Here is a 15498-nt window from a genome sequence, read left to right as displayed (position 1 = left end):
CGGAAACCGTCGGTGAACGCGGGAACGGCATACCTGTGCTCGGCGGGCGGGTTGTTCTTCGCCACTGTCATCAAGCTCTTGGCGCTGCGAAAGAACCCACGAGACCCGCTTCTGAGGGCCGTCACCGCGACGCTCTTCATCGGCGCGCTCCTGTTCGTCACTGCCGCTCCTCCGAATCTCGCGGTCATCAACGAGACGCTCGGCATACCGAACATAGCCGCGCCGATCGTGTACTCGATCCTGACCACGTTCGACGGCGTCACCATCGTGCTGCTGATCCATTGGCGAGGAAACGACGATCCGCGTGTCACCCTGCGGCAGACCCGGCTTTGCCTGACGACCTATGCCGCGGTCGTGGTGGCCATCTTCGTCTTGTTCGCGCTGGGCGATGCTCCGGTCGAGCGGCTCCGTGATCTGGACACGTACTACTCCGGCACGCCCTGGATCCGCGAGATGATCCTTCTCTACCTGGCGGCGCACAGCGTGGCGGCCGTCACCATGGTGATCCTCAGTTGGCGTTGGGCGAGGAAGGTCCCCGGCACCCTCAAGCTCGGACTACAGCTGATCGCCGTCGGCGCGGCATGCACGTTCGCCTACGACCTGTTGAAGTACACGGCGATCTTTGCCCGCTGGTTCGGCCACGACTGGGACTGGCTGAGCACCAATGTCGCCTTCTCCCTGGCCGGCTTCAGCGCCTTCCTGGTTGCCGCCGGTTTCCTCCTGCCCTCCATCGGCCAAGGCGTCGGTTCCCGCTTTCGCGCCCTTCGCCGATTTCGCCTGCTCCAGCCTCTGTGGCTGGAGATCCGTCCGGAGATACCCGCCACGAGCCCGCCGCCCATGCCCTGGTGGCAGCCCGTGGAGCACCGTCTGATGCAACGTGAGAGGGACATCTTCGACGCGGTCCTACGGTTGACGCCCTGGTTCGAACGCGCGACCGGGGCGACGGTCTACGCGCTCGCCCTGGCCGAGCACTCCGAGAGTCGCCGAGCCCGCAGTGAGGCCGATGCCTCCGTGGTAGCGCGCGCAGTCATGCAGAGGAGATCCGCCGCGCCCACAGTCGCGCCGGAGCTTCGATGGACGGTCAGTTCCACCGAGGACTCCGATGACCTCCTCAGCATGTCCGCCGCCATGCTGCGCTCCCCACGGGTGGAGCTGGTACGGCAGTCCACAGCGCGGGTCGAGCACCGTGCATGACAGCGGAGAACAGGCCGCGAGAGGCCGATTCCCGTCCGCCGCACCGAAGTCACTCACGGAGAGATGGCCATGACCACGACACACCCGAGGCATTCGGAGGAGCGGGCGGACATCCCCGTCACGGCTGTGGCGGACGGCGCCCGTAGCGCGGTGCTCGTCCCGATCGAGAACGGAATGCGGGCCGTCACCCAGACCTCCCCGGATCGGGAACGCCTCGCCGGCGCGAACGCCTTCGTCGATGCCGCACTGGACCTGTGGGACCCGAGCGTAGGCCGGCTGATCGCCGGGGCGAAGCCCGTCGGCGCCGTGACCGTGTCTCCCACGTCGCCCCTGCGCCGGCATCGCCATGAGCGCATCCGCGGGCCCCGCGGCATGGTCGTCATCGGCGACGCCCTGGCGACCTTCAGCCCCCTCGACGCGCGCGGGCCGCTGGCGACCGAGGCCGCCGCCAGGGCCTTGCGCGAGGCGCTCGGACAGGGCATCAGCCGGCCGACGACGTCCCGCAGGGCCCAGCAGGCGATCGCGGAAGAGGTCGCCCGGTTGTGGTCCGATCCCCGAACGTGCCGGATGGGCGCGAGCCGGCACGTGCCCGTCGCCTCGAAGCCTTCCACGCATCTCTCCCGGGCTCGGGCGGCCTTGAGCCGAATGCTGCCATCACGAACCCTCTGACCTGGCAACTTGCCGGCCCGGCCCGGGCACTGACCGGGCATCGCACCGTGCGCGCGGGCACAATCGGACCTCACGCGACGACATCCAAAGGGAAACTTCCATGTATCTGTCCACACCTCTCGTACTGCGGAACGGCACCCGCATCGCGAACCGCATCGCCAAGGCCGCCATGGAGGAGAGCCTGGCCCGCCAACCCGGACAGTTGCCGGGGCCGGAGATCGAGGAGCTCTACCGCAGCTGGGCCCGCGGCGGGAGCGGACTGATCATCACGGGCAACGTGATGGTGGACCGTCGTGCCCTGACTTCTCCGGGAACGATCGTGCTCGACGCCGAAACGGATCTGGGCCCCTTTCGCCGGTGGGCCGAGGCAGCCGGCTCCGGCGGGGGCCAGGTATGGATGCAGATCAACCACCCTGGACGGCAGGTACGTTCAGATCTGCCCGGTGTCGCATGGGCGCCGTCCGACATCGGCGTCAGCCTCGGGAAGCACACGAGCGCCTTCGCACGCCCGACCGCCATGGACGAGGCTGACATCCAGGCCACGATCCACCGGTTCGCGACGACGGCGCGACTCGCGGAGCAGGCCGGGTTCCACGGCGTCCAGATCCACGCGGCGCACGGCTACCTGCTCAGCCAGTTCCTCTCCCCCCTGGTCAACCGGCGCACCGATCAGTGGGGCGGCAGCCTGGAGAACAGGGCCAGGCTGCTCCTGCGGGTGGTGCGCGCCGTCCGCGCCGCGGTCACCGCGGACTTCGCGGTGAGCATCAAGATCAACACGGCTGACTTTCAGCGCGGCGGCTTCGACGTCGACGAAGTGGAACAGGTCCTCGCCTTCCTCGAAGGCCTGGATGTGGACCTCGTGGAACTTTCCGGCGGAAGCATCGAGAGCGCCGCGACCATGGGCCGCACCGCCGACGACAGGAAGCTCGACCGGGAGGCGTACTTCCTTGCCATCGCCGAGCGGCTCGTCGCCTCCGCGCCCATGCCGCTCATGCTGACCGGAGGCATCGGTCGTCGCGCGTCCGCCGAGCGGGTCCTGGCCAGCGGCTTCGCCATGGTCGGGCTCGCGACCGCCCTCGCGCTGCGCCCCGACCTGCCCGCACGCTGGACGGAGGGTGACGACGTGGAGGTTGCCGCGCCACGCCTCAACTGGCGGGACAGGGACATCGCCAGTGCGGGCGTCCTGGCCGTCGTACGGACACACATGAGCCGAATCTCCCGCGGCCTGCCGCCTCGTCCCCGCACCTCCGCGCGCCTCGCCCTCGTCCTGGACACCCTGCGCAATCGAGGGATGATCCGCGCGTACGGGCACTGGCTGGCCCAGAACCCCGCTCCGGAGGCACCCGCGCCCTTGACCGGCTGACCCGCCGAGCCTCTGAGCGGCTGACCCGCCGGGCCTCTCAGGGCGTCATGGCGGGCATCGGCCTCCATCGGCCTGTTCGTCCTGCATTGGCCTGCTCGGACTCCACCGGCCTGCTCGGACTCCATCGGCCTGCTCGGCCTGCTCCGGTGCCTCCGAGATCGGCACCCATGGGTAGACCGACACGCCGTCCCGATCGGGGCCCGCACATGGCATCCGATCTCGCGTACCACTGTGCGCGGCCAAGGTCACCTCCGTGGCTTGGATCCCGTCCATGCCCTCCAGAGGGCCTCCGACAGACCACACAGTGGCCACCATCCCATCCCAGAGCGCACCCTCCACGCTCCACTCGACTTCCGCCACACCGGCCAACGCCGGGGCAGAGAGAGCAGACCCGCATGGCCACCACACCCCGTCCTCGTCCCCGAGTCCTGATCCTCGGAGGCGGGCTGAGCGGCACCCTGGCCGCAGCCGCCCTCGCCCCGTACAGCGGCAGCATCGACATCGTCGAACGACACGCCCTGCCGGACACCCCGCAGCCCCGCCGCGGGCTTCCTCAGGCCCGCCACGCCCACATGCTGTGGTCGGGCGGTGCCGACGCGATCGAATCGCTGCTCCCCGGAACCACGGAGATGTGGCTGAGCGCCAACGCGCGGCGGGTGTCGATACCCAACGGCATGATCTCCTTCTCCCCCGGCGGCTGGTATCGACGGTGCTGGCCCGAAGCCCAGTACCTCATCAGCGCCAGCCGCGACCTCATCGACTGGGCCGTCCGCGCCCAGGCCCTGGCCCTTCCGGGCGTACGGCTGCGGTCCGAAGCCGAGCCCGTTCGCCTTCTCGGCACGCGCACCCGGATCACCGGTGCCGCCATACGGCACAAGGACGGCAGTGAGGAGAGCATCGAAGCCGATCTGATCGTCGATGCCACGGGCCGTGCCTCGCGTGCCCCGAGCTGGCTGGCCGAGCTGGGGATCCCGGCCGTGCCCGAGACCATCGTCGACGCAGGGGTCACCTACGCGAGTCGCCGCTACAAGGCGCCCGTGGAAACCGCCGGCTGGCCCGTCATCAACGTCCAGGCCGACGCCCGATTGGCCGGACCGGGCACGGCCGGCTCCATCCTTCCCATCGAGGGTGATGAATGGATGGTCGTCCTCTCCGGCACCCGCGGCGGCGAACCCACCAGCGAGGAAGCGCAGTTCGTGACGTTCGCCCGCCAGATGCGTAGTCCGCTCATAGCCGAGTACCTGGACCGAGCCACGCCCCTCGGACCGGTGTCCGTCACCCGGAACACGACCAACCGGCGACGCCACTACGAGAAGGCCCACATCGAGGGCTTCATCGCACTCGGGGACTCCGCCACCGCTCTCAACCCGATCTACGCGCACGGGATGTCCGCGGCGGCCCAGGGTGCCCGGGCCCTGCGCGATCTCGCCTCCAAGAGCGACGTCACGTCGAAGGGATTCGCGCGGCGCGCACAACGAGCGATCTCCCGTCCTGCGGCCGCCGCCTGGCTTCTGGCCGTCAGCCAGGACGCCTGCTTCCCCCACGCGGTCGGAGGGACACGCACATGGGCCGACCGCCTCGCCACCAGGTACATCAACCGCCTCATCACGACCGCGTGCTCGGACTTCACCGCGGTCCAGGCCCTCAGCGACGTGATGACCCTCCAGACGAGCGGTGCGTCCCTCGCCCACCCGCGGGTTGTACTCGCCGCAGTCCGCGGACCACGCCTTCCGCCTCTGAGCGGACCCGCCCTCACCCCCGCGGAGGAAGCGGTACTCCGTGGCCGCCCCGTACCGACCACCACCCCCTGACCGCCGCGTCGGCCCCGGGTGACGCTCGAACCGTGGCCACAAGAAGCACGCCAAGCGGCTCATCGCCGCCGGAGTCGAGCTGAGGAGGCGCGGCGATGAGCGCGTTTGACACGTACTTGCACGCGGTCATCGTGCGGGCGATGGATGAGGCACGTGAGCACGGGTCGACGACGACCGACGCGCTCCCTCTCCTGTTGTCGCTCGCCGCCGATCAGGGGTCCACCGCACAGCAGGCCCTGGCCTCGGTCGGGCTCGATCGCGCCGCTGTCTGCGATGCGCTGGATCGAGAGTTCGAGCACAGCCTGAGCATGGTGGGAGTGTCTCCGGCCGCCTACGCCCTTCAAAGGCCGAGCCGCGGTTCTCCGCAGCCCAAGATGGGCGCGTCCGCCAGGCTCGCACTGGAGCGGAGCTTCGCCTCCGCCGGCAAGAAGGACCTGGGGTCAGCGCACTTGTTACTCGGAATCCTGCAGGCTCGCATCGGCACCGTGCCACGTGCTCGCACCTTGGCCGGGATCCATCAGGCCGAGTTGACGGAGCGTGTACGGCAGACACTCCACAGCCAGGATCAGTGACCACCGGAGACAGCTGACACGCACACACGGCAAGGAGGACCACATGCACCACGACACCGCTCGTACGGACAGCGGCCGACCGGGCGTCGGACCGGCAAAGCAGAGGAGCGGTATCCGAGTCCGCGCCGGCCTCGGCAACCGTGCCCGGAACTCCCTCCGATCAGGGCGCCTCCTCCAGACGCGCGGTACACGGGATCGTGGCATGCCTCGAAGGGGATCCTGGGCGGCGCCTTGTCTCGCCTACGGTGGGTCCATGACCAGTGACGGCGTAGTGGTGGATGAGGCGATCCGTGCGGCCTGGGACTCGTACCGGGTCCTGGAGAAGCGGACTCCGGACAAGGAGCGCCAGGAGGCGCAGAAGCGGGTCAAGGCCGCGGTGGACGCGTACGGGCGTGAGGAGGTGTCCCGGGGCACGGTCTTCCTGGTGGGCGTGCTGACCGGGTACCTGATCGCCGAGCAGTCGGGCGGTGAGGATCGGCTTGATCCGCTCAGCGATCTGATCCCCGCTGTGATCCGCCGGCTCCCCACCTTCGAGAGGGCCGACCCGGCTCAGGTACCGATGGTCACCGGCGTTCTCATGGCTGCGGCGATGGGCATGGACACCGTGGCGTGGCGCGACCGGTTCGGACAGATTCCGCCGGAGGAAGCTCTGGTGCACGGCTTCGTATTGTGGCTGCTCGCCGACCTCTTCGATTCCTCGATCGGACGACCGGGAGCCATCGACCGGATGATGCGGGAGACCTTCGACGCCATGGCCGCCGAACACAACTGACGTGCGGGCGATGCTCGGCGGAGTGGCTATCGGCGGGCGCAGCCGAGGCTCCCACGACGCCACACCGTACCCGGGCCGCCATCGAGGCGAGGGGCCCCGACCTGTGCCGGGCCCGGTGACGTCCCCGTCCTCGTCGACGTCACGAGGCTCGGCCGAATCGATACACCTAGGCTCTATCCGTGTCCGACCATCAAGATCCTTTCATTGTCTGCTATCCCGCCCTCCTGCCGTGGGCGCAGGCTTCCCCTCAGGGCGGCCTTCACAGTGCGGTGAGGGCCGCCGTGGAATGTTCGCTTGTGGTGCTGTGGGGCCACATGGATCCGGAGAAACCGGCGACCGACACCGACGTCCATGCGATCGTCGCCGCCCGTGACGCCTACACCCAGGGTTGGTTCGACGCCGTGATCCGCCCTGCCTTCCGCCGTCCCCCACACGACTGGGGCCGGTCGCCCTCGCTGGGGACGTGGCTGGATGCCTCGCGCAGCCGCGCCCGGGGCAGGGCCTTCCGTCACACCATCGCCGAGAACCTGGAGTTCTTCGCCAGATTCGAGTTCCAGTCCACGCTGGACCTGGTGAGGTACGCCGAGCAGGCCGCCCGAACAACGACGGGTACAGCGCGGCAGCGGGCTGCCCGGGCCACTGCGGGGGCTCTGCGGTGGGCGTGGGCCCGGCACTCCGACAGGCTCGGCTGGGACGACGCCGAGTGGTACCAGTACATCGAGGTGAACGAGCTGATCGGCTGGACGACGGCAGCGCTGGGACTTCCCGGGGTGAGGCCGACCCAAGCTGCCGAGCGGGTGGAACGGATCGCCGAGCAGGCCTGGGACGGCTGGTCACCGTGGACATCGGACGAATTGCCGGCACCGTTCATCGCCCAGGCCGCGCAAGCCGTGGCGGACTGTGTGACGACCAGCACGGCTACGTCTGCGTCTTCCTCGGCACTCCCACCGCAGCCGCCGTCGCCCTCCGGCTCCGAACGTGATCGACCGGACAAGTCCGGCTCATCAATGGCGATGGGAGAGACCACGAGCGCTGGGCCGTCGCGCCAGGGGCGATGACAGCGGCCGAACCCGCGAGCCGGCCGCGGCCGCTCCTCGAAGCGCACAGCCTGTGCCCAGGCGAGGAGTTGGTCGGGGTGGGCGTGACCGGTGGTGACCTTCTCCGCGGCGGTCACGGCGCCATCTGCCGGACGTCCCGTAGTCTCGCCGCCCGGCTCGCGTCGCTGCTGTGGGTGTCCGGGGGCGGTCTTCGGTACCTCGCGTACGCCGCCAGGAACATCGCCAGCAGGCCGTCCACCGCGTACTCGTCGATGGGGAGGTCCGTCACGAGCCGGCGGTAGTACAGCGTCCTGAGGGGGGCGCCACCATCAAGCGCGACCATATGCCTGAGCACTGACACCAGTCGGCCTGGTCCACAGCGCCCGTGTGTGACCGACGCGTGGTTTCGTCTGAGCAGTTGGGAGAGTCTCAAGGTTTCCACTGGTCACGACGCTGCCGGAGCCTCACCCCGTCAGGCCCTCCTGAGCCGTGTGTGGAAGTCGTCGGAGGCCTCGGTCGCGACAGGCCGGCCCATCTCTGGGGCGTCGGGGTCACCGGAAAGGGCCGGTGACAGCCTCTCAGATACTGGTTGGAGTGGGGTTGGTAGAAGGACCGCCTGGTGGGCAGAGGGGGCGTGACTTCCTGCGCAACAGGAAGCAGGAGCAACGGGCCGGGAGTCAAACGGGGAGCCACCGGGGGCGGCGCGGGACGGATCTACGTGGACCGGCATGGACGGTCGGGGATCCGAACTGGCGGGCACCAAGCCAGCCCGAGAACGTCCCAGGAGGGGGCTCCTTACCTCTGAGGTAATCGCACCGACCAAGCGCCCTCGGCTACGTTCTGGCCATCGCTCACCCCCCTGAACAAGAGGAGCCCCGTGGTGCCCGCTTACGGTTTCGCGCATCTCCGCAGCCGCCGGAATCACTCCGACATCATCGAGTACCTGGAGCGCGTCCAGGAAACCCTCGACCCCTTCGCAGGCCGCTTCGTCATCCACGGTGCGCCGGCCGAGGTCGTCGAGGGCACGTGGCCCGGCAGCATGGTGCTGATCGAGTTCCCCGGGCTGGACGAAGCCCGTGCCTGGTACGACTCTCCGGCCTACCGGGCCATCCTGCACCTGCGTACCGACCACATCGAAGGCGACCTGCTGCTGATCGAAGGTGTCGGCCCGAACTACCACCCGGCCGAACGGGCCCGCAAACTGCAAACGGAAGCCGGCCGAGCGAGCCAGTCGACCTCGTAGCCCACAGACGATGCGCCATCCGGGGCGGCCGAGGAGATGCGGCCCGCACCCGCCCGCACCCGCCCGAGGACGACCGGGTTCAGTCCGCTGAGCCCGTTGAGGTCGCCACCGCGTCGTCCCAGGCCTGGGGGCTGCGGTAGTGGTTCCCGTGCCCTGCGGCGAGCACGGACCGGAGGGCCGGGAGATGGCGGGTGTCCGCGGGGAGTTGCAGTCGCGCGAGGATGGCCAGTGCGGCCGTCGGCTCCAGGTCGCCGTATACGTCGTGGTAGCAGGCCAGTAGGCCCTTGAACAGCGGCATGTGCAGGTCGAGGAGCTGTACGGCGGCGTCGTACGCCTTCTGCTTCACGAGCCAGGGCACGGGGCCCGAGCAGGCCAGAACCCGGCCGGCACGGCGGAGCAGGTCGTCCGATCCCTGTGCCACGACGTGGTCGATGTCGTTCCCCAGCACCTCGGCGAAGGCCGTCGCGGCGGTGTCGTGATCCTCGAACCAGTCGACCCAGAGCGAGTAGGTGACGGCTTCGGCATCCCGATCCGCCTCCAGCCGTCGGCGATAGCCGTCCCACAGCATCTCGGCGGGCAGCGGCCCCTCCGAGCCCCGGTCCGCGAACCGGATCTCGCACGTCACCCAGTACTCGTCGAGAAGGTCCAGCATTCCGAAGGCCATCCGCACCTGCTCGGCCGTGTCCATGTCTTCATCGGTGAACACCTCGCAGGCCCAGGAGTGCGCGATCTCGTTGGCGGTGAGGGGGCGTTCCGGCGCCTCGGCGTCGACCCACCTGTCACCGACCTCGACAACGCCCCGCTCGGCGAGCCAACGCCGCGCGTCTTCCATGGCTTGCGTCTCCATACAAAAAGTATGGCAAATCGTGGGGCGGCGTCCCCTCGCCCGCCATGCGGCTCCCACACTGATCGACGTTGTTCTTGATCGTGATCGTGATCGTGTTCGTGATCGCGGCAGGAGCCTCCGCGGTGACTCCTGAAGCCGTCAACGAACGAGTCCCGTTGACGGGGCTTCGCGATTCCGCCGTGGTGACGGCGCCGGCATGGCGCTACCCCCGACCACCATTGATCCTCAAGGGCGTTGTCGCCTGACGATCATGCGCCCCGGGCCGGCCGGCGCGTCGTCGCCCCGGTCCGGGGTGGAGCGCGGTTTCGTCACCCGCCTTCGAGTTCCCGGCGCACGGTGGCGGCGATGCGGGTGAGCGCGGTCTCCAGGTGGCGACGCTGTGCGGTGCTGAGGGGATCGAACACGAGCCGTTTCACCTGCGCGACGTGTTCCGGTGCGCTCTCGACGAGCTTCTGCCGGCCGGCGTCGGTCAGGGCGGCGAGGGTGTATCGACCGTCGCCGGGGTCGGGGCGGCGGGCGACCCAGTCGCGGGCTTCGAAGCGATCCATCAACTTCGACAGGCGGGGCTGGGTGCTGTCGCTGACCCGGGCCAGGTCGCTCAGCCGCATCGTGGCCTCGTCGGCCATCGACAGCTGGGCCAGCACCCCGTACTCGAAGTTGGAGATGCCCGCGTCTCGTTGTAGCTGGCGGTCGAGGGCCGCGGGGAGGGCAATGACGACCGTGAGGAGCGCCTGCCACAGGTCCTGCTGGCCGTCGTCGAGCCAAGGCGACTGAGTGTCCATGGCCCCATCATACTTGCCCGGGCAACTCGAATCACTTGCCCAGGCAAGTCTCAATGGGTTAGGTTTTCACTTGCCAGGGCAAGTCAAGACACTTGCCTGGGCAACTGAAGGAGCTGATTTCGATGACCCATGCGAGCAGCCTGACCTCGCCGAACGGCCTCACCTCCCCGAACGGCCTGACCTCCCCCGTCCCCTCGCGACCACCGGCCGCGGCGTACGACGACCTCCTGGCCCGGGCCCTGCCACAAGCGCGCGAGCAGCGGGTGTGGGAACCCTCCGACGGGCCGCTGCCCAGCCTGTTCGTCAGCCACGGCGCCCCGTTCACCCTCGACGATCCGCAGTGGCTCGGCGACCTCTTCGACTGGGCCCGGTCCATGCCCAAACCCCGGGCCATCGTGGTCGTCTCGGCCCACTGGGAACGGGCACCGGTCGCGATGTCCGCAGCCGCGGCCGGCACCCCGCTCTTCTACGATTTCAGCGGCTTCCACCCCCGCTACAAGAGCCTTCCTTACGCGACCCCGGACGCCACCGACCTGGCTCGGCGACTCACCGGCCTGCTGGGCCGGACGCCGGTGCACGAGTTCGCCGACCGCGGCCTCGACCACGGGGCCTTCATCCCTCTCATGGCGATGTATCCCGCGGCCGACGTCCCGGTGGTGCAGGTGTCGATGCCCAGCCTCGATCCCGGCGCCCTGCTCGCGCTCGGGGCACGCCTGCGGCCGCTGCGCGACGAGGGCGTCCTTGTTCTCGGCTCGGGTTTCATGACGCACAGCTTCGCCGTCTTCCGCCGGCCGGAGCTCGCCGCCGAGACCACGGCCTTCGACGAATGGGCCGTCGACGCCCTCGCCCGGGGCGACGCCGACGCCCTCACCGACTACCGCGACAAGGCTCCCGGCGCCGCGGTCGCCCATCCGACGGCCGACCACTTCGTCCCGCTGCTGCTCGCCGTCGGCGCCGCCGACGACCCCGGCAGCGCCGTGAGCGCCATCGACCGCATGGTGATGGGCAACTCGACCCGGTCGGTACAGCTGACCTGAGCGCGTCGACGCGCTTCACCTTCCGTCTGATCGCCTCATGTGCGGGCGACGACATCAACACGCCATCAACACGCCTTGGAGGAAAGTGCCATGAAGGCAATGCGTTTCCATGAGTTCGGTGACAGCGAGGTCCTGCGCCAGGAGGACATCGACCGTCCGGTACCCGGCGCCGGGCAGGTGCTGGTGCAGGTGGCGGCCACGTCGTTCAACCCCGTCGACGACCACATCCGCGCCGGTGTCCTGGCCGAGATGATCCCGATCGCTCTCCCGTACGTGCCGGGAATCGACCTGGCGGGCACCGTCGCCGAACTCGGCGCGGACGTGACCGGCCTGGAGGTCGGCGATCGGGTCGTGGCGATGCTGCCCCTGGACTCCGCCGGCGGCGCCGCCGAGTACGTGCTCGCCCCGGCCGAGTCCCTGGCTCCGGCGCCCCGGACGACCGAGCTGGTCGACGCCGCGGCGCTGCCGCTGACCGGCCTGGCGGCCTGGCAGACGGTGTTCGAGCTCGCCGAGTTGAAGCCCGGTCAGACCGTCCTGGTCAACGGGGCGGGGGGCGCGGTGGGCAGCCTCGTGGTGCAGCTCGCCGTCGACGCGGGAGCGCACGTGACCGCCGTGGACGGGCCGCAGCACGCCGACCGCCTTCGGGGGTACGGCGTGGACCGGGTCGTCGGCCCCCTCGACCTCGGCGCGGGCCCGGCCGCCGTGGGAGGTCCGTTCCAGGTCGTGGTGAACCATGTACGCGTCTCCGCCGAGGAACTCGCGCAGCTCACGAGCTACATCGCCGACGGCGGGGTCGCCGCCAGTACGGCCGGCCCGATCCCGGAGGATCCCGCTCGGGGGGTGCGCAGCGCGAGCCTGTGGGTTCGCGGCGACGGAGCCCAACTGACCGAGTTGGTCGCCAAGGTTGATGCCGGCAAGCTCCGGCTCCACGTGGCGGCCCACCGCTCGATGGCCGATCTGGCCGCCGTACACGAGGACGCCCGCGCGGGCCGGCTGCCCGGAAAGACGGTCGTACTCGTTCCCTGAGCACACGCTGACCGCACCTGGCCGCACCCTGGCTGCACCCTGATCGCCGGATCGGGCCGCCCGCCGTCAGCGCTCCCGCCGGCGGGTGGCCCGGACGTTCAATGGGGCTCCGGGGGACACCCCGACGGTCGGCCCTGGGTGTGTGGGAGCCGCCTCGTACTCAGCTCTCGGCAGCGGCCGCTTCGTCGGCGAGGAACGCGTCGGCGATGGCGCGCGCACGGTCGAGGTCGGTGATCGGTTCGCCGATGACGCGCCCGGCGAGTTCGGCGGCCAGCCCGAGGACGTCCTCGCGGAGCTCGGCCGCGGCGATCACCCGGTCGGCCTCCCACTGCACCGTGGCCGCGGCGATCATTTCCTCGCGCGCCTTCTGCCCCTCCGCGCGAACGGCGGCGAGGAGGGTGACCCCCTCCTCGTGTGCGGCCTGGCGGATCTGCGAGGCCTCGTGACGGGCGGCACTCAACTCCGCCTGGTACTCGGCCCGAGTGCGCTGCGCCTCCGCCTGGACCGCCTCGGCCCGCTCAAGCGTGCCCGCGGTGGCCTCGTCACGCTCTGCGAGGGTGGCCTCGATCCTGGGAAGGAGGACCTTGGCAAGGGCGGCGAACACCACACAGAAGGCGATGAGGCCGACTATGAGCTCGACGAGATTCGGCTTCAGGGGTCCCATGACCCGATCATAGCGACGCGCCACTCGTCCCGGCGTCGAGCGGAAGTGCCCGGATGGCTCGACGTCGGCTGTTTTGCAGTGCATATGAGTGACCGTCACTCTTTGCGGGCCGACCCGTTCGCCGGACCGGCTCCGCCCCCTCGCCACCTTCCTCGGGTGCGGCGGGCGGGCCGGCTCAGGCCTCGGGCGGGCCGTCGGAGATCGCGTGTACTTCGACCGGATCGTTGCCGGGCTTGCCGTCGGGGCCGGGGCAGGCGGATGCCCGTGCGGCGATCTCCAGGGCCCGTTCCTCGCTTCGGACGTCGACCACCCAGTACCCGGCCAGGATGTTCTGCCCTGCCTCGGCCGGTCCGTCGGTCACCTGCGGCCGTCCGTCGCTCCCGGCCCGTACCGTCTTGACGCGGGAAGGACCGCCGAGGCCTTCGGCCTCCACCCATTCACCTGCGGACGTGATCTCGTCGTTGAGGGCGTCCATGTGGTCGAGCACGGCCTGCATGGCGTCCTTGGGGTAGGCCGACATGATGGTGTCCCATTCGGCGGCGGGCATGTTCATCTGGATCATGTACTTCATCGTTCTGAATCCTCTCGGTCGGTTGGTCGCTCGGATGTCTCGGTGAAGTTGGTCCCTCGGTCCGGTTCAGGCATCGCGCGGGCTCGTGGGCCGGCCGCCGTCACGTCCCGTCGATGCCCGTCGTCAGCGGAGCGTCGCCGGCGTCCAGTCCGGGGCGCGTCCGCTCAGCCCGACGGCCCGGTGCAGGAGCGGGGCGTCGTCCGGTACGGGCACGACGGGGCCGAAGATGCCCCCGTCGCGGCCCTGCTCTCCGGCCGCTGCCAGGAGGAAGCTGTACGAGGCGCTCAGCGCGGCGGGGTCGGGTGCGTACTCCTGGCCGGTGGCGCGTGCCAGGTCCCAGCCGTGCACCACGAGCTCGTCGGCGGCCACGGCGCCGGCGATGTCCCCGGGCAGGTCCACGCCACCCGCGCGGGTCATGCCCGTCCATGCGGCCGGATCCTGCCAGGCTTCGGCCAGCTCGCCGAGGGTTCGGGGCAGGTCCTCGCGCCAGGAGGCGGGCAGTGAGGGGGCGGCCGAGTCGGGGGCCGTGTCCGTCGTCGGGCCCAGGTCCTTGCGGGCCGCGTCGCGGAAGGCCACGGAGAGTCCCAGCAGGTGGCCCAGCAGGTCACCGACCGTGTAGTCGGGACACGGGGTCCGGTCGGTGAGCCGGGCGTCCGGGACGCTCGCCGCGAGCCGGGCGAGGATCCGGGTCTGGGCTCCGAGGTCGAGAATCGTCGTTTCGGTCATCGGTCGCTCCTCCGGGGACGATGGGTCTGAACGGTAGACCGACGGCGGGGGCCGTACTCATCGGCGCGCGGGCGGTGAATCCTGCCGATCACTCCGGGGGGGGCGATGCTCGCCGCCCGGGGCCGCCGGAACACGGCCGTGGTGTGGGCCGGAGTGGCCGTGATCGTGGCGACGACCCTCGCCCTGATCGGGACCGACCCCCACGGGCCGGTCGAGGCGCGGGGTGCGCGGCGCGCGGCGCGGCTTCGGGTGGGCCGCATTCGGACGCGTCGGGGCCGCTTCAGGGGCAGGCCCCGGACCAAGGTTCAAAAGCAGGCCCCGGACCAAGGTCAGGGCGTGAGCCCGTAGGTCCCGGACGCCGGACGTACGCCGGGGCTCAGGGTGGGTCCGGTCAGGACTCGGCGGCGTCGCCCGCCACCCGGCGTCGGACCTGGTCCTCCTGTGCGAGACGGCGCAGCAGCTCGAAGACCGGGGCGCAGATCGCGAAGACGATGACCGCCCGCTCCGCCAGGGCCACCGGGTCGTCGAGGCCGGCCGCGCGCTCCAGGTCCAGGCGGGCCACCGACTCGGCGAGCCTCGCGTAGGCGGCGAGCTCACCCGGGGCGTACTGCGCGTCGAGCCGGCGCAGTTCCTCCAGGGCCGCCGTCAGCCCTTTCACGTGCGGTGACGTGCCGGGCGCCTGCCAGTCCAAGGCCGCGAGCAGTTCGGCGACCTCGGTCCCGACGGTCGTGTCGGCTTCCTCTTCCTCCGCCTTTTCCTCGTCGCCCGCGGGGCGACGACCCGCCACCGGCACGGGGAGGGCGTAGCTGATCGCTCCGAGGGCGCCCTCGGAGCTTTCGGCCTGGTCGACGGCCCCGAGCACGTCGCGGGTGGCGGCGATGGTGAGACCGCCGAGCGTGGTCAGTGCCTTGATCAGTCGGAGCCGCTGCGCGTGCTCCTCTCCGTACTCGGCGATGGTCGCGGCGGTCGCTCTCCCCGCCGGCAACAGCCCTTGCCGCAGGAAGTACTTGATGCTGGCGACCGGCACGCCGGTGCGGCGGCTGAGCTCCGAGATCTTCATGCGGCTTCCCTGCTGGTCTCGCGGTCCGGTGGCCGTCGGCGGCGATTGGACACCACAACAAGATACTGCCAGTATCCAGTAGCTGGATACCTTAAGTATCCAATGTACGAACGCCGCCGCCGCA

Annotated in this window: 18 protein-coding genes; 11 read left to right on the top strand and 7 right to left on the bottom strand. The window is 70.1% G+C overall.

Going from position 1 to position 15498, the window contains the following annotated elements:
* The first annotated feature begins 12 nt into the window (after positions 1–12).
* The 7 genes from OG906_RS37765 to OG906_RS37735 all read left to right on the top strand — a co-directional run bounded on the left by OG906_RS37765 (position 13) and on the right by OG906_RS37735 (position 7439).
* Positions 13–1194, top strand: a complete 1182-nt coding sequence (locus OG906_RS37765) for an MAB_1171c family putative transporter (protein ID WP_329448822.1) — start codon at positions 13–15, stop codon at positions 1192–1194.
* A 69-nt stretch (positions 1195–1263) separates the two neighbouring features.
* Positions 1264–1863 carry a hypothetical protein gene (locus OG906_RS37760; protein WP_329448821.1) on the top strand — a complete coding sequence of 200 codons (600 nt, stop codon included), beginning with the start codon at positions 1264–1266 and terminating at the stop codon, positions 1861–1863.
* A gap of 100 nt (positions 1864–1963) precedes the next feature.
* Positions 1964–3226, top strand: coding sequence for an oxidoreductase (locus OG906_RS37755; protein ID WP_329448820.1), 1263 nt, complete (start codon positions 1964–1966; stop codon positions 3224–3226).
* 395 nt (positions 3227–3621) lie between these two features.
* The gene (locus tag OG906_RS37750) at positions 3622–5037 is read left to right on the top strand and encodes an FAD-dependent oxidoreductase (RefSeq protein ID WP_329448819.1); all 1416 of its coding nucleotides are present in this window, start codon (positions 3622–3624) and stop codon (positions 5035–5037) included.
* Positions 5038–5132: 95 nt separating this feature from the next.
* The gene (locus OG906_RS37745) at positions 5133–5609 is read left to right on the top strand and encodes a Clp protease N-terminal domain-containing protein (protein WP_329448818.1); all 477 of its coding nucleotides are present in this window, start codon (positions 5133–5135) and stop codon (positions 5607–5609) included.
* Between the two features lie 253 nt (positions 5610–5862).
* On the top strand, positions 5863–6381 hold the full coding sequence (locus tag OG906_RS37740) for a hypothetical protein (RefSeq protein ID WP_329448817.1): 519 nt from the start codon (positions 5863–5865) through the stop codon (positions 6379–6381).
* Positions 6382–6560: 179 nt separating this feature from the next.
* Positions 6561–7439, top strand: coding sequence for a hypothetical protein (locus OG906_RS37735; RefSeq protein ID WP_329448816.1), 879 nt, complete (start codon positions 6561–6563; stop codon positions 7437–7439).
* Positions 7440–7551: 112 nt separating this feature from the next.
* Here OG906_RS37735 and OG906_RS37730 read toward each other — a convergent pair whose 3' ends face one another.
* Positions 7552–7707, bottom strand: coding sequence for a hypothetical protein (locus OG906_RS37730; RefSeq protein WP_329448815.1), 156 nt, complete (start codon positions 7705–7707; stop codon positions 7552–7554).
* Positions 7708–8298: 591 nt separating this feature from the next.
* Between OG906_RS37730 and OG906_RS37725 the strand changes: the two genes are divergently transcribed.
* Complete coding sequence (locus OG906_RS37725; RefSeq protein WP_329448814.1) at positions 8299–8661, top strand: DUF1330 domain-containing protein; 363 nt, start codon at positions 8299–8301, stop codon at positions 8659–8661.
* A 79-nt stretch (positions 8662–8740) separates the two neighbouring features.
* On the opposite strand, the gene OG906_RS37720 is transcribed toward OG906_RS37725, so the two are convergent.
* Entirely contained in the window at positions 8741–9508 is a 768-nt protein-coding gene (locus tag OG906_RS37720) for a hypothetical protein (protein WP_329448813.1), read from the bottom strand.
* Between the two features lie 74 nt (positions 9509–9582).
* On the opposite strand from OG906_RS37720, the gene OG906_RS37715 reads away from it, so the two are divergent.
* On the top strand, positions 9583–9753 hold the full coding sequence (locus tag OG906_RS37715; RefSeq protein WP_329448812.1) for a hypothetical protein: 171 nt from the start codon (positions 9583–9585) through the stop codon (positions 9751–9753).
* Between the two features lie 63 nt (positions 9754–9816).
* Here OG906_RS37715 and OG906_RS37710 read toward each other — a convergent pair whose 3' ends face one another.
* Positions 9817–10290 carry a MarR family winged helix-turn-helix transcriptional regulator gene (locus tag OG906_RS37710; RefSeq protein WP_329448811.1) on the bottom strand — a complete coding sequence of 158 codons (474 nt, stop codon included), beginning with the start codon at positions 10288–10290 and terminating at the stop codon, positions 9817–9819.
* A 122-nt stretch (positions 10291–10412) separates the two neighbouring features.
* Here OG906_RS37710 and OG906_RS37705 point away from each other — a divergent pair, with 122 nt between their 5' ends.
* Together OG906_RS37705 and OG906_RS37700 are read left to right on the top strand one after the other, a co-directional pair.
* Positions 10413–11327 (top strand): DODA-type extradiol aromatic ring-opening family dioxygenase, encoded by a 915-nt coding sequence (locus OG906_RS37705; RefSeq protein ID WP_267801230.1) that lies wholly within the window; start codon positions 10413–10415, stop codon positions 11325–11327.
* 90 nt (positions 11328–11417) lie between these two features.
* Positions 11418–12353 carry an NADP-dependent oxidoreductase gene (locus OG906_RS37700; RefSeq protein ID WP_329448810.1) on the top strand — a complete coding sequence of 312 codons (936 nt, stop codon included), beginning with the start codon at positions 11418–11420 and terminating at the stop codon, positions 12351–12353.
* A gap of 160 nt (positions 12354–12513) precedes the next feature.
* Here OG906_RS37700 and OG906_RS37695 read toward each other — a convergent pair whose 3' ends face one another.
* The 4 genes from OG906_RS37695 to OG906_RS37680 form a co-directional block, all read right to left on the bottom strand.
* Positions 12514–13017, bottom strand: coding sequence for a F0F1 ATP synthase subunit B family protein (locus tag OG906_RS37695; protein ID WP_329448809.1), 504 nt, complete (start codon positions 13015–13017; stop codon positions 12514–12516).
* Between the two features lie 175 nt (positions 13018–13192).
* Positions 13193–13588, bottom strand: a complete 396-nt coding sequence (locus OG906_RS37690; RefSeq protein ID WP_329448808.1) for a YciI family protein — start codon at positions 13586–13588, stop codon at positions 13193–13195.
* Between the two features lie 123 nt (positions 13589–13711).
* Positions 13712–14314 carry a TIGR03086 family metal-binding protein gene (locus OG906_RS37685; protein WP_329448807.1) on the bottom strand — a complete coding sequence of 201 codons (603 nt, stop codon included), beginning with the start codon at positions 14312–14314 and terminating at the stop codon, positions 13712–13714.
* A gap of 391 nt (positions 14315–14705) precedes the next feature.
* Positions 14706–15374 carry a MerR family transcriptional regulator gene (locus tag OG906_RS37680; protein ID WP_329448806.1) on the bottom strand — a complete coding sequence of 223 codons (669 nt, stop codon included), beginning with the start codon at positions 15372–15374 and terminating at the stop codon, positions 14706–14708.
* Positions 15375–15498: the final 124 nt, after the last annotated feature.

The sequence above is a fragment of the Streptomyces sp. NBC_01426 genome, assembly GCF_036231985.1.
Lineage (GTDB): Bacteria > Actinomycetota > Actinomycetes > Streptomycetales > Streptomycetaceae > Streptomyces.
Note: the sequence above shows the minus strand (reverse complement) of the source record. Positions and strands in the feature narration are given on the sequence as shown.